Here is a 13675-nt window from a genome sequence, read left to right as displayed (position 1 = left end):
CGTCCGGTGAGAGGCGACCTCTGAGGGTTGTGGTGACATGCGGGCGATGGGTTGGATGGCGTGGTGGTAGCGGGCGTGGACGCGCGGCCGGACGCCGACCTGCTGGCGGCCGCCGGGGAGGGCGACGAGCAGGCGTCGGACGAGCTGTTCAGGCGCCATCACACGGCGGTGCTGCGGTACGCGCGGGGGTTAGTCCGCGACCAGCACCTGGCCGAGGATCTGGCCAGCGAGGCGTTCACCCGCACGTTCGCGGCGATGCGCCAGGGCCGCGGGCCGCGCGACGCCTGCCGGCCGTACCTGTACACCGTCGTCCGGAACACGGCCACCGACTGGGCCCGCGGCGAACGCCGCACCGTCGTGACCGACCAGGTCGCCGACTGGGCCGCCGCGCCCGAGGACGACCCGGCCCCGGACGTCGATGAGCTGGACGCGCTCGTGCGCGCGTTCCGCTCCCTGCCCGAGCGGTGGCAGACCGTCCTCTGGTACACGGTCATCGAGGACGAGCCCGTCGCGCGGGTCGCGGAGCTGCTCGGCATGGAGAAGGGCGCGGTCTCCCAGCTGTCGTTCCGCGCGCGCGAGGGGCTCCGGCAGGCGTTCCTCGCCGCCGGCGCGGGGGCACGCCCCGAATGCGCCGAGTTCACCGCGCAGCTCGCCGCGAACGTGCGCCGCCCCGGCCGCCGCCGCACCCGCGCGCTGCGCCGGCACCTGGAGTCCTGCGCGCAATGCCGCCGCGCGGCCAGGGAGATGACCGACCTCAACGGCCGGCTGCGGCGCGCGCTGCCCATCGGCGCGGTGCTGCTCGGCGCGCCGTCGGCGCCGTTCAGCCCCCTCGTCCCGGCGGGGGCCGGAGCCGGCTGGGCGCTGCCCGCGGCCGTGGCGGGCGGCGTCGCGACCGGGATCGCGATCATCATCTTCGGAACGGGAGGGGACGGCGCGCCGGCGCCCCGGCCGGAGGCCGCCCCGCCGAGCTCCGCCGTCCCCGTGACCAGGACCCCGTCGGCGCCGCAGGACGTCCGCCAATCCGACTACGCCGTCGCCACCCGGACCCCCGGCACGGGCGGCACGGCCCCCGGTGACGACTCCGGCGGCGCGTCCGGCGCGGGCCCCTACCGGGTGCGCAACACGACGCTGCAGTCCTGCCTGGCACCGAGCGGGACGGCGGTCGTCCAGCGCTCCTGCTCCGACTCGGCGACCGGGTGGAAGCGCACGAACACCGCCGGGGGCTTCACGCTGACGAGCGCGTCCACCGGGCAGTGCATGAGCCGGGGCGAGGCGTCGGCGGGCGTCCCGTGGGAGGGCGGCAGCGAGTACTCGGTGGTCATGGCGCCGTGCGGCGGCCCGCACCAGGTATGGACGCTGGTGCGGACCGCGCCCTCGGTCTACCGGCTCGGCAACGGCGAGGGCTACTACCTGCAGGCGAGCTGGTCCGGGCTGAAACCGGTGTCGCTGAAACCGTCCTCCTACGCGGGGATGGCGGCGCAGGGCTGGGCCGTCGAGGCGTCCGGCTGACCGTGTCCGGCTGACATCGGCGCTCATCCGTAGCTCAGGTCGTCGCGCGCGGCGGCGGCGGGCTCGGCGTTGAGGGCGAGCCATGCGTGCAGCGCCATGTGCAGCTCCAGCCGGTCGGACGTCGTGTGCAGCGCGTCGCCGAACAGGTCCTCCAGCTGCCGCAGCCGGTACCGGACGGTCTGCGGGTGCAGGTGCAGGCGGCTCGACACCTCCGTCGCGTTGAACCCGCACTCCAGGCAGGTCAGCAGCGTCTCGGCCAGCCGGTAGCGCTGCGCCGGGCGGGCGCCCAGCAGCGGCCCGAGCCGCCGGTCGATCACCTTCTCGACCAGGACCCGCTCCCGCATCATCACGACGATCGGCATGTGCCGCTCGGCGGCCACCGGCGACGCGGCGCTGATCAGCCCCTGGCAGGCCAGCTCCAGCGCCTCGCGCGCGAGCCGCAGCGACGCGCCCGCCTCCGCGACCGCGACCGCCGGGCCGATCGCGGCCGTCCAGCCGGTCAGGTGCTTCTCCAGCATCCGGGCGCGGCCGGGGCCCTCCGGGTCGGGGACGATCAGGCACGGCTCGGACAGGTGCAGGCCCGGCAGGACGTCCGGGGGCAGCACCGGATGCCGGGTGTCGGGCCCGCGCTCGCGGAGGGCGACGGCGGCGACCGTGCGGGGCAGCACCCAGTCCGCCTCCTGCGCCGGGCCGCGCAGCTCCGCGCGCGGCGAGCCGGCCAGCAGCAGCTCCAGCAGCCGCCGCCGGTGCTCCTGGTGCGCGCCGGCGGCGCGGGCGGCGGCGTCCGCGTGGCCCTCGGCGACGAACGCCGCCACCTGGTTCAGGTAGTCCAGGGCCGCGTTGGCGATCGCCGCGATCGCGGCCGGGCTCGTCCGGTGGCCGAGCCGCTCGGCGCACTCGGTGAGCTGCTCCACCGCGAGGCCCGTCCCGATCCGGGTCGCCGCCTGCCAGGCGTCCAGCGTCCGGCCCTCGCTCGCCTCCCCGACGCCGATCTGCCGCCAGAACTCCACCACCTCCGCCGAGGACGCGCCGGGATCGGCCATCAGCTCCAGGAAGTGGCCGATGGCGCACTCGACGCCCAGCCGCATCGCCTTGGCGTACCGGGGGTCGTGCGGCCGGGCGAACTCCGGCAGCCGCTGCTCGATCCGGTGCGCCGCCTCCGCCGCGATGCCCGGCACGTGCGCCCGGAGATCCTCGGCGATCCGGGCGGCGCCCTCGAACGACAGATCGAGCTCGATCCGGCGAACGGGAAGGCGGACCACCTGGCTGAGGTCGGACATGAGATCTCCTTCGGGAACGACGTGCAGGAGAGACGGTCCGCCCCCGGCCCGATTACGCGCCTCGGCCGGAAAGTTCGGCCGCCCGCCCCGCCGGGAGCCCGTCCGGCCTGATCGCGGTGCGGACGCCGTAGGCTGGCCGTTATGGCGACGGAGGCGTCCCCGAAGGCGCGTGCCCGGAAGTGGAAGGACGAGTCACGGCTGGCGCTCGTCCGGCGTGCGCGCCGGATGAACCGGGTCCTGGCCGAGACCTACCCGGACGCGCACTGCGAGCTGAACTTCGGCACCCCGTTCGAGCTCCTCGTCGCGACCGTCCTGTCGGCGCAGACCACCGACATGCGGGTCAACCTGACGACACCGCTGCTGTTCTCCAAGTACCCCACCCCGGAGGACCTCGCGGCCGCCGATCCCGAGGACGTCGAGGCGATCCTGAAGCCCACCGGGTTCTTCCGCGCCAAGACCAAGTCGGTCATGGGGCTGTCCGCGGCACTGCGCGACCAGTTCGGCGGCGAGGTCCCCGGGCGGCTGGAAGACCTCGTCAAGCTGCCCGGGGTCGGGCGTAAGACGGCCAACGTCGTCCTGGGGAACGCGTTCGACGTCCCCGGGATCACCGTCGACACCCACTTCGGCCGCCTCGCACGGCGTTTCGCCTGGACGACCGAAGACGACCCCGTGAAAGTCGAACAGGAGATCGGCGAACTCATCCCGCGCAAGGACTGGACGATGCTGTCGCACAGGCTCATCTGGCACGGCCGCCGGATCTGCCATGCCCGCCGTCCCGCCTGCGGGGCGTGCCCGCTCGCCCGGCTGTGCCCGTCCTTCGGCGAGGGGCCGACCGACGAGGAGACCGCGCGCAAGCTCGTCAAACCGGGGCCGTTCTCATGACGGGAAGCAAGGCGGCCGTTGCGAGGTTGGGACGAACGTGACCCACACCGCCCCCAGCTGGCTCGACCGTTTTCGCGAGGAAGGCCCGAAGACCCCGGTGCCGCCGATGTTCCGGCCCGCGCCGGGCGCCCGCGCCGCCGCCGTCCTGATCCTCTTCGGCGAGGGCCCGGAGGGCCCCGACGTGCTGCTCACCGAGCGCGCCGCCACGCTGAACAACCACGCCGGGCAGCCCGCGTTCCCCGGCGGCCGCATCGACCCCGAGGACACCGGCCCGGTTGCGGCGGCGCTGCGCGAGGCGTGGGAGGAGGCCGGCGTCGAACCGGCCGGTGTGGACGTCCTGTGCACGCTGCCCGAGCTGTACCTGTCGCACAGCGCGCACCGCGTCACGCCCGTCGCCGGCTGGTGGCGGGAGCCGTCGGAGATCGCGCCCGGCCATCCGGGGGAGGTCGCGATGGTCGCCCGCGTCCCGCTGGACGAGCTGGTCGACCCCGCGAACCGGCTGATGGTGCGGCATCCGTCCGGGCTCCGGCTGGGGCCGGCGTTCCACGTCCGCGACATGCTGGTGTGGGGGTTCACGGCGGCGCTGCTCACCCAGGTCCTGGACGCCGGGGGCTGGAACGCGCCGTGGGACACCTCACGGGTCGAGGACCTGCCGCGCGAGGTCCTGGATCTCTCCGCCCGCAGCTGAGAATCACCTCGACTGCGACCAAACCGGTACCTCTGGCTCGCGGCGCGCATGATCCGCAGGTCAGGGCGGCGTTTCCGGAGGGTACGGCCCTGGTCACGCCCGCGTGTCACCCCGGACGGCTACCCGCCGCACCCGAATCTGGTACATCGAGGGGACGTGAACCGGCAGCCCGGCCCTATACGGTGAAGCGGTGCTGCACGACCACGTTCTCGACCTCATCCTGCTCGTGCTCGTCGTGCTGTTCGGAGTCTCGGGCTACCGGCAGGGCTTCATCGTGAGCCTGCTCAGCTTCGCGGGCTTCGTCGGCGGCGGCGTCGTCGGCGTGCTGATCGCCCCGCCGATCGCCGAGGCGGCGGTGGACGGGGCCGCGCAGCAGGCGCTGCTCGCCATCGTGATCGCGTTCCTCGCCGCCACCCTCGGGCAGCTGATCGCCTCGTCCGTCGGCGCCGTCCTGCGCAACCGGGTGACCGGCATGAACGCGCGCACCGCGGACGCGGTCGGCGGCACGTTCGTCAGCGCGCTGTCGCTGCTGATCGTCGCGTGGTTCTTCGGCAGCCTGGTCGCCAACTCCGAGTTCAAGCCCGTCCGGACGCAGGTCAAGGGCTCCTCGATCATCAACGGCATCAACGACGTGATGCCGCAGCAGGCGCAGACGTGGTTCACCTCGTTCCAGGGGTTCGTGAAGAGCAGCGAGTTCCCGCAGGTGTTCAACGGCCTCGGCGGCGAGTCGGTGGTGCAGGTGCCGCCGCCGGACGAGTCGGTGCTGAGCACCAGGGGCCTGAAGGCCGCCAAGAACAGCATCGTGAAGGTCGTCAGCACGGCGCCGCAGTGCCAGCGCCGCATCGAGGGCACCGGGTTCGTGTTCGCGCCGCAGCACATCATGACCAACGCGCACGTCGTCGCCGGTGCGCGCGGGGCGTCCAAGGTGTCGACCATCAACGGCGACAGCAACCGCGGGCGGGTCGTCCTGTACGACCCCAAGCGCGACGTCGCCGTGCTGTACGTGCCGGGGCTGCGGGCGCCGACGCTGGAGTTCGCCACGGAGGCCCGCGTCCGCGACGACGCGATCATCGCCGGGTTCCCGAAGAACCAGCCGTTCACGGCGGGCGCCGCCCGGATCCGCGCCCGGCAGACGGCGCGCGGCCCGGACATCTACCACTCCGGGCAGGTCAGCCGGGAGATCTACGCCATCCGCGGCAGGGTCGAGCCGGGCAACTCGGGCGGGCCGCTGCTGTCCACGGACGGGCGCGTCTACGGCGTCATCTTCGCGGCGGCGCTCGACACGCCGTCCACCGGCTACGCGCTCACCGCCGAAGAGGTCGCTCCCGACGCGCGCGCGGGCGCCCAGGCCACGACCCCCGTCTCCACGCAGAGCTGCTCCGACTAGCCGGTCCGCCGGACGGTGCCACACCACGAGCTGGAAGGCTGCCCGCGGCCGAGATGGGCTAGAGCGTGAGCTGAAGGGTCACGGGGCCGTTCTCGGGGCTTGCGGCCAGGTCACGGGCGCGTTGGACGACTCCGCGTACGTCGATGCCGTGTGGAGCACCTGTTTCGTACGGGACGAGACGTTCGGCGGCGCGGCTTAGAAGCGCCTCAGCGCCGTGTGCGTTTCCCCGGCGGAGATGGGTGATCCCCACGGCGACCTGGGCGAGGCCACGCCAGAGTTCTCGTTCAGGCTCCGGGGACGATTTCCACACCGCCTCCAGTACCTCGTGGGCATGGAAGGGGCGGTCTGCGTCCAGGAGCTTCTGTGCCTCTTGCAGTGCCTCACCGGGAGGCATGTCGAGGTCGTCCGGCATGGTGGGTATGCCGGTGGCGCCGTGGGGCAGCGGACGTCCGTAGGCGTCCCGTGGGCGTGCGTTGCGTGGGCGTCCAGACTCGTCCCGATCCCGCATGGCTCCACCGTACGCCCGGGTTGCGTCGGCCGAACTCCGGGTCGGCGGTCGGGGGCCAGCGGTCAGGTGCCGGGTCAGCGGTCGGGCTCGGGGTCGGCGAGCCAGCCGAGGAGTTGCGCGTCGAACGCGCGCGGGCGTTCCTGATGCGGGAAATGACCCGCGCCCTCGATGAGCTTCCAGCGGTAAGGGGCCGACACGTAGCGGCCGGAGCCCTGGGCACTCGCCGGAAGGGTGCACGTGTCGAGCGCACCGTGCAACTGGAGCGTGGGCGCCTGGATGGGGACGCGCATACGGTGCGCGTAGCGGATGCCGTCCGGACGGGCCTGCGACCGGATCAACCAGCGGTGGTACTCCAGCGCGCTGTGGGCCGCCCCAGGGATCTGCACGGCCTTCCGTAGGAGCTGCTCTGTGCGCGCGTCCGGCCAGCCCGGCCCGGACCAGTCGTGCAGGAGCCTGCCCACCAGCGCGGCGTCGTCGCGGACGAGCCACCGTTCGGGCCACAGCGGCACCTGGAAGCCGAACGTGTGCCGCGCCGCCCACCCCTGGCCGCGCGGGTCGCCGGCGATGGCCTGCCGCAGCCGCAGCGGATGCGGGGCGCTCACCACCGCCAGCCGCTGGACGATCTTCGGGTGGTAGACGGCCGTCGTCCAGGCGAGCAGCCCGCCCCAGTCGTGCCCGACGACGATCGCGTTCGCCTCGCCGAGCGCGCGGACCAGCCCGGCGGCGTCCCCGGCCAGCGTGACCAGGTCGTAGCCGCGCGGCGGCTTGTCGCTGCCGCCGTACCCGCGCAGGTCGACGGCCGCCGCCCGGTAGCCGGCCGCGGGCAGCGACACCAGCTGGTCGTGCCACGACCACCAGAACCCGGGGAAGCCGTGCAGCAGCAGGACGAGCGGCCCCTCGCCGGCCTCGGCGACGTGGAAGCGCGTCCCGCCGGCGCTGACCTGCCGGTGGGTCCACGGCCCGTCGACCTCGATCAGCGACCCGTCGTGCCCGGACATGGCGTGGGTCAGTCCGTCAGCTCGGTCTTGCGGGGGCCGCCCTCGGCGTCGATCGCCTTCGCGTCGCCGCGGCGCCGCAGGGCGGTGAAGTCGTCCTTCAGCGTCTTGCGGGTCCGCTTGGCGCCCTCGATCCGCTTGACGATCTTCTTCGCGAGCCACATCAGGAGGACGGCGAGCACCGCGTAGACGCCCGCGACGATCAGGAACGCCGCCCACGACCAGATGCCGAGCGCGGTGAGCCCCAGCGCGAACGCGATGGACAGCAGGATGACGATCAGCCCGCCCATCACCGCGGCGATGGTGAGCATCATGCTGCTGAGCGCCGCCTTCTTGGCGTCGGCCTTCAGCTCCATCTTGGCCAGGGTCAGCTCGGCCCTGACCAGGTCGGAGATGCTGCCGGACGCCAGCGCGACCAACTCGCCGACGGACTTGTCCTCGATGCGCTCGCCCGGTAGTGCCTCGGACATATCGCTTTACTCCTTAGTGCGGGCGCGCGCGCACACGCACCCTTCTCCGGAAGACGACCGCCGCGGCCGCCGAGGCGAGAACGCTCGCGATCAGGACCGCAGTGGTCACTCTCTCGAATTGTGACGGGTCGGTATAGGCCAAACCGCCGATCAGCAGCGAAACGGTGAAACCCACCCCGGCGAGGAGCGCGACGCCCGCGATCTCATGCCAGTGCAGGTCCTCCCCGAGCGTCGCCAGGCCGAGCCGTACCGCCGCCCAGGCGCCGCCGAAGACCCCCACGAACTTACCGATCACCAGCCCGGCGATCACTCCGAGGGCCACCCGGTCGGTGAACACGGCGCCCAGTTCGGCCATGCCGAGGCCGACGCCCGCCGACAGGAACGCGAAGACCGGCACGCACACGCCCGCCGAGAACGGCCGCAGGAAGTGGTCGGCGCGCTCGGCGTTCGTGGGCCGTCCGTCCGGGGTCTCCCTGGGGCTCGTGAGCATCCCGAGCGCCACGGCGGCGACCGTCGCGTGGATCCCGCTCCGCTGGAGGAAGTACCAGGCCAGGAGGGCGATGGGCACGTACAGCCACGGCGAGCGGACGCTCTTGTACTGCAGCGCCCCGTACACAGCGACGAGGAGCGCGGAGAGGCCGAAGAACGTCCAGTGCACGGTCTCGCTGTAGAAGAGCGCGATGATGGTGATGGCGATCATGTCGTCCACCACGGCGAGCGTCAGCAGGAACGCGCGCAGCGGAGCCGGGCATGAGGTGAACGTTACTGCCAGGACGGCCAGCGCGAACGCGATGTCCGTCGCCGTGGGCACGGCCCAGCCCCGCAGTGCGCCCGGCTCCCCTGCGGTCACGATGACGAAGACGAGGGCGGGTACCGCCACGCCGGCGGCGGCCGCTATGACGGGCAGCGCCGCGTCACGTGGATTGCGCAGCTCGCCGTGCGTCAGTTCCTCGCGCAGCTCCAGCCCGGCGATGAAGAAGAACACCGCCAGCAGCCCGCTCGACGCCCAGTGCTGGACGTCCATATGCCCCAGATGCAACCAATGCGGACTGATCTCGAACGTCTGGACGCGCTCATAGGCGTCCGCCCACGGAGTGTTGGCCCAGATCAGCGCGGCGACCGCGGCCAGCAGCATCACGACGCCGCCGATGGTCTCCATGCGCAGTGCACTGGCGACCTGCTGGCCGTAGCGGACGGTCGGACGGAACGGCCACGTCGCGGCGACGCGGCGCCTCACAGTGGGGCGCGCCATGCGGAACTCCCGGGAAAGCGGCGGACGGATCTCCTTTCAAAGGACCGGCCCGCACCATTACGGGACGTCCCTGCCGACCAGACTTCCCGGCGCACCGCCTTCCACTGTAGTTGACGCAGGGTGCGCCGCTGCGGCCGCCGACCTCGCCGGACTCGGCCGCTGCGCTCGCCGGACCGCCTCCCCGTGCCTGCCCGTGGACGCCCGTGCCTGCTCGTGGACTGCCCGCCGAGGGAACGGGAACGGCCCGCGTCCCCGGGGGGCGCGGGCCGTTCTCGTCGGGTCTTTCTCGTGTGCCGTTCCTGTGGGTCGGTCAGTCGTCGGACTTGGCGGCCGGGAGCTTCTCGGCGATCAGGTCCATGACCGTGCTGTCGGCCAGCGTCGTGACGTCACCGATGCTGCGGTTCTCGGCGACGTCCCGCAGCAGCCGGCGCATGATCTTGCCGGAGCGGGTCTTCGGCAGCTCCGGCACCATCATGATCTGCCGGGGCTTGGCGATCGGGCCGAGCGCCTTGGAGACGTGGTCGCGCAGCTCCTTGGCGAAGTCCGGGCCCTCGACCTCCTCGCCGGCGCTGCCGCGCGGGATGACGAACGCGACGATGGCCTGCCCGGTCACCGGGTCGGTCGCGCCGACGACCGCGGCCTCGGCGACCTTCGGGTGCGACACGAGCGCCGACTCCACCTCCGTGGTGGAGATGTTGTGCCCGGACACGAGCATGACGTCGTCCACGCGGCCGAGCAGCCAGATGTCGCCGTCCTCGTCCTTCTTGGCGCCGTCACCGGCGAAGTAGAGGCCGTCGAAGCGGGACCAGTACGTCTTGATGTACCGCTCGTCGTCGCCCCAGATCGTCCGGAGCATGGCCGGCCACGGCTCGCGGAGCACCATGAACCCGCCGCCGCCGTTCGGCACCGACCGGCCCTGGTCGTCCACGACGTCCGCGCCGATCCCCGGCAGCGGGCGCATCGCCGCGCCCGGCTTCGCGTCCGTGATGCCGGGCAGCGGGCTGATCATGATGGCCCCGGTCTCCGTCTGCCACCACGTGTCGACCACCGGCGTCCTGTCGGCGCCGATGTGCTTGCGGTACCAGATGTAGGCCTCGGGGTTGATCGGCTCGCCGACGGACCCGAGCACGCGCAGGGACGACAGGTCGTACTGCGCGGGGATGTCGTCGCCCCACTTCATGAACGTGCGGATCGCCGTGGGCGCGGTGTAGAAGATGGACACCTTGTACTTCTGGATGATGTCCCACCAGCGTCCCTTGTTGGGCGTGTCGGGCGTGCCCTCGTAGATGACGCTGGTCGACCCGTTGGCGAGCGGCCCGTACACGATGTAGGAGTGCCCGGTCACCCAGCCGATGTCGGCCGAGCACCAGTAGACGTCCGTTTCGGGCTTGAGGTCGAACACGGCCCAGTGCGTGTAGGCGCACTGGGTCAGGTAGCCGCCGGTCGTGTGCAGGATGCCCTTGGGCTTACCCGTCGTCCCCGACGTGTACAGGATGTACAGCGGGTGCTCCGAGTCCATGGGCTCGGCGGTGTGCTCCTCGCTCTGCCGGTCGACGACGTCGTGCCACCACAGGTCGCGGTCGTGCTCGGCGACCTCCTCGCCGGTGCGGCGCACCACGAGGACGTGCTCGATCGTCGGCGTCTGGGCGACGGCCTCGTCCACGATGCCCTTGAGGTCGGACGGCTTGCCGCGCCGGAACCCGCCGTCCGCGGTGATGACGAGCTTGGCCTGCGCGTCGTCGATGCGTGTCCGGAGGGCCTCGGCCGAGAAGCCGCCGAACACCACTGAGTGCGTCGCGCCGATGCGGGCGCACGCGAGCATCGAGATCGGCAACTCGGGGATCATCGGCAGGTAGATCGCGACCCGGTCGCCCTTGCGGACGCCCAGTTCGAGCAGGGCGTTGGCGGCCTTGTTGACCTCACGCTGGAGGTCGGCGTAAGTGAGCGTGCGGCTGTCGCCGGGCTCGCCCTCCCAGTGGTACGCGACCTTGGCTCCGCGCCCGGCCTCGACGTGCCGGTCGACGCAGTTGTAGGCCGCGTTCAACTCGCCGCCCACGTACCACTTGGCGAACGGCGGGTTGCTCCAGTCGAGGACGTCGTCCCACCGCTTGCTCCAGGTGAGCCGGTCCGCCTGCTCCGCCCAGAAGGCGAGGCTGTCCGCGGACGCCTGCTCGTAGGCGTCGGCCTTCACGTTGGCGTCGGCGGCGAGGTCGGCGGGCGGGGCGAAACGGCGCGTCTCCTGCAGAAGGTTCGACAGTGTCTGTTGGTTCTGGCTCAACGCGAACTCCTTGCTAGGTGATGCGGGGTCGCCCGGTATCCCCACTTCACCAGGAAGGTCCCGGTCTTCACAAGGCCGGGGTCCCTGATGTGGAAGACGAACTCGACCGGCCTCCACGCTCCGGATGGTGTTGTGATCCCCGACACGAGTGGCCTTCCCTGGTTCGCTATCCGGGAACCGCCTCCGTTCTACGCTTCTGCGGGGCGTTTCGCGAGTGCTCGTGCGGACCGCATAGGGTCGGGCCGTGACCGATGCCCTTGCTGATGTAGCGAAACTGCCCGGCGTGGACGGCGCCGTGGACGACGCGCGCAAAGCCGTCGACCGGCTGCTCGGCCATCGCATCCTGCGGCGGCGCAGTGCCGAGGTGTCCACGGAGTCCGCGTTGCGCGGCGCCCGCGCGTCCGCCGTCCTGGACGGCGCGTCGGTCACGCTGGAGGAACTCCGGACCACCGACAGCCCGTCCGACCCCGTCGTGCAGGGCGCGCTGCGCGTGTCCGCCGAGCTCGGGACGTTGACGGAGACCTGGCGGAAGGCGCCCCGGCAGGCGCTCGCCCGGCTCCACGTCCTCGCGGCGGCGGACGCGGTCGACGGCGCCGATCTGGGGCGTCCGCGCTCGGCCGACACCGTCTCGCAGGACGTCCTCGCCCTTGGTGAGCCGCCGTCGCCGTCCGAGGTGGCGGCGCGCCTCGATGCTCTTAGCGGGCTCTTGACCTCCCCGACGAAAGCGCCGGCGCTGGTGGTCTCGGCCATCGTGCACGGCGAGTTGCTGACGCTGCGTCCGTTCGGCTGGGGGGACGGGCTGGTCGCGCGTGCCGCGCAGCGGCTCACCTTGGTGTCCCGTGGGCTCGACCCCAAGTCGCTGGTCGCGCCGGAGGTCGGGCACCTGGAACTGCAGGACGAGTACGCGTCGGCCTTGCGGGACTACTCGTCCGGCACGTCCGAGGGCGTCGCGCGGTGGATCGCGCACTGCTCGTCCGCCATCGCCGCCGCCGCGAGGGACTCGCAGGCGATCTGCGAAGCCTTTATGCGGGGCTGAGCATTCATCGGCGGCTGAGCGTTCGTTCTGTCGGTGGGTGCGGCCATGCTGGTCAGATGGCCGAACGCATTCACGGACGTCCTGCGCCCCCGACCGAGACCACGATCTCGGCGGCGAACTGGGATTCGCGCGACCTGACGGGCGAGAGCCACGAGAGCGTCCTGTTCGTGGACGTCGACATGACCGAGGCCGGCGGCGTCGGTGCCGTCTTCACCGACTGCACATTCCGCGGGGTGCGTTTCAATGCGTCCACCCACACTGACGCGGCGTTCCTGAACTGCACGTTCGTTCGCTGCGGGTTCTTCGACGCCACATTCACCGGATGCAAGCTCGTGGGCAGCATGTTCGACGGCTGCACGTACGACCTGCTGAAGGTGAAGGGCGGCGACTGGTCGTTCACGGGTCTGCCGGGCGCCGACCTGCGCCGGGCGTCGTTCACGGACGTGCGCATGCGCGAGGCCGACCTGACCGGTGCGCGCTGCGCGGGGGCGGAGATCCGCGGCGTCGACCTGTCGGGCGCGGCACTGCACCAGGCGGACTTCTCCGGCTGTGATCTGCGCGGCACCGACCTCTCCGCGATGGACCCGTTCGCCAACGGGCTGAGGGGCGCGATGATCGACTCGTATCAGGCGGTCGTCCTGGCGACGTCCCTCGGCCTGGACGTCCGCGCCTGAAGCGCCTGGAACCCCGAGCGAACGGCGCCCCGCTGAGGGACGCCGTCGCCAGTCACGTCAGGCCGGGTTACCAAGCGTGCACCTCGAATCCGTCGGATCGGGTCAAGCCCGTCTCGACGCGCCTCCCGCGGCTGGTCGCGCGTGGGTGCCCGGCTGCCGTGCTCGGACACATGGTCCGTAGACCCTGTCTACGCCTCATTTGCCCTGTTGACAAGCCCCTCTTCGGAAAGGCCGGCCGGCTGTCGGAGCGCGGCACCGGACGGGACACGGGTGCCTGATGGGGGCGACAGGGGATATTCCGGACTATCCGTAACCGCCTTAGCGGTCCCAGAATTGATCACTCACCGTGATCGTTTCTTTTTGGCCGCCGATCGGGGATGCGGCCGGAAGGATCTTTAGATGTGCTGTACGCTCCCACTTCCGTCCCGATGCACTTCGTGTGCTCGGGCGCGGGACGCCCTACCGTGGAGGGCATGGCGCCGCCCGGCGCCCCGGCGGGTGCATCCTGCCTGCCAGTGGAGAAAAATCGTCATCTGGCGGGCGAGTTTGCACCTCGACGGAACTCTCGGCGATCGGGCAGCATATGTTGTAACTGCCTAGACTGGAGTCAGTGAGTTTGCCTCCGCCATAGGGCTCACTTACGCACGGCATACCCTGAACTGCAACTGAGACTTTCCTGGAAACGGATCGGCTCTACCCCTCCGGAGCCGGCCCGC

The 13675-nt window shown here is 71.7% G+C and carries 12 protein-coding genes; 6 read left to right on the top strand and 6 right to left on the bottom strand.

The genetic code is table 11. The features are described from left to right. Nucleotides 1–60: 60 nt before the first annotated feature. Complete coding sequence (locus E1284_RS00760; RefSeq protein ID WP_165965068.1) at nucleotides 61–1509, top strand: sigma-70 family RNA polymerase sigma factor; 1449 nt, start codon at nucleotides 61–63, stop codon at nucleotides 1507–1509. 23 nt (nucleotides 1510–1532) lie between these two features. On the opposite strand, the gene E1284_RS00755 is transcribed toward E1284_RS00760, so the two are convergent. After that, a complete protein-coding gene (locus E1284_RS00755; protein ID WP_131935936.1) occupies nucleotides 1533–2789 on the bottom strand; it encodes a PucR family transcriptional regulator in 1257 nt (418 codons plus the stop codon). Between the two features lie 141 nt (nucleotides 2790–2930). Here E1284_RS00755 and nth point away from each other — a divergent pair, with 141 nt between their 5' ends. The 3 genes from nth to E1284_RS00740 all read left to right on the top strand — a co-directional run bounded on the left by nth (nucleotide 2931) and on the right by E1284_RS00740 (nucleotide 5746). After that, complete coding sequence (gene nth, locus E1284_RS00750) at nucleotides 2931–3671, top strand: endonuclease III (protein WP_131935935.1); 741 nt, start codon at nucleotides 2931–2933, stop codon at nucleotides 3669–3671. Between the two features lie 37 nt (nucleotides 3672–3708). Beyond that, nucleotides 3709–4359, top strand: a complete 651-nt coding sequence (locus E1284_RS00745) for an NUDIX hydrolase (protein WP_424923460.1) — start codon at nucleotides 3709–3711, stop codon at nucleotides 4357–4359. A 190-nt stretch (nucleotides 4360–4549) separates the two neighbouring features. Further along, nucleotides 4550–5746, top strand: coding sequence for a MarP family serine protease (locus E1284_RS00740; RefSeq protein ID WP_207923473.1), 1197 nt, complete (start codon nucleotides 4550–4552; stop codon nucleotides 5744–5746). A gap of 58 nt (nucleotides 5747–5804) precedes the next feature. On the opposite strand, the gene E1284_RS00735 is transcribed toward E1284_RS00740, so the two are convergent. The 5 genes from E1284_RS00735 to acs all read right to left on the bottom strand — a co-directional run bounded on the left by E1284_RS00735 (nucleotide 5805) and on the right by acs (nucleotide 11249). After that, nucleotides 5805–6158: a DUF309 domain-containing protein gene (locus tag E1284_RS00735; RefSeq protein WP_243714174.1), complete on the bottom strand. Its 354-nt coding sequence runs from the start codon at nucleotides 6156–6158 to the stop codon at nucleotides 5805–5807. A gap of 170 nt (nucleotides 6159–6328) precedes the next feature. After that, nucleotides 6329–7252, bottom strand: a complete 924-nt coding sequence (locus E1284_RS00730) for an alpha/beta fold hydrolase (RefSeq protein ID WP_131935933.1) — start codon at nucleotides 7250–7252, stop codon at nucleotides 6329–6331. Nucleotides 7253–7260: 8 nt separating this feature from the next. Continuing rightward, the gene (locus E1284_RS00725) at nucleotides 7261–7719 is read right to left on the bottom strand and encodes a phage holin family protein (RefSeq protein WP_131935932.1); all 459 of its coding nucleotides are present in this window, start codon (nucleotides 7717–7719) and stop codon (nucleotides 7261–7263) included. Between the two features lie 13 nt (nucleotides 7720–7732). Continuing rightward, the gene (gene nhaA / locus E1284_RS00720) at nucleotides 7733–8971 is read right to left on the bottom strand and encodes a Na+/H+ antiporter NhaA (RefSeq protein ID WP_243714173.1); all 1239 of its coding nucleotides are present in this window, start codon (nucleotides 8969–8971) and stop codon (nucleotides 7733–7735) included. A gap of 310 nt (nucleotides 8972–9281) precedes the next feature. After that, nucleotides 9282–11249 (bottom strand): acetate--CoA ligase, encoded by a 1968-nt coding sequence (gene acs / locus E1284_RS00715; protein ID WP_131935931.1) that lies wholly within the window; start codon nucleotides 11247–11249, stop codon nucleotides 9282–9284. 244 nt (nucleotides 11250–11493) lie between these two features. Between acs and E1284_RS00710 the strand changes: the two genes are divergently transcribed. After that, entirely contained in the window at nucleotides 11494–12285 is a 792-nt protein-coding gene (locus E1284_RS00710; protein WP_131935930.1) for a Fic family protein, read from the top strand. 56 nt (nucleotides 12286–12341) lie between these two features. Next, nucleotides 12342–12959, top strand: a complete 618-nt coding sequence (locus E1284_RS00705; RefSeq protein WP_131935929.1) for a pentapeptide repeat-containing protein — start codon at nucleotides 12342–12344, stop codon at nucleotides 12957–12959. Nucleotides 12960–13675 lie beyond the last annotated feature (716 nt).

This window comes from Actinomadura bangladeshensis (assembly GCF_004348335.1).
Taxonomy (GTDB): Bacteria; Actinomycetota; Actinomycetes; order Streptosporangiales; family Streptosporangiaceae; genus Spirillospora; species Spirillospora bangladeshensis.
This window is presented reverse-complemented; position numbering and strand designations above follow the sequence as displayed.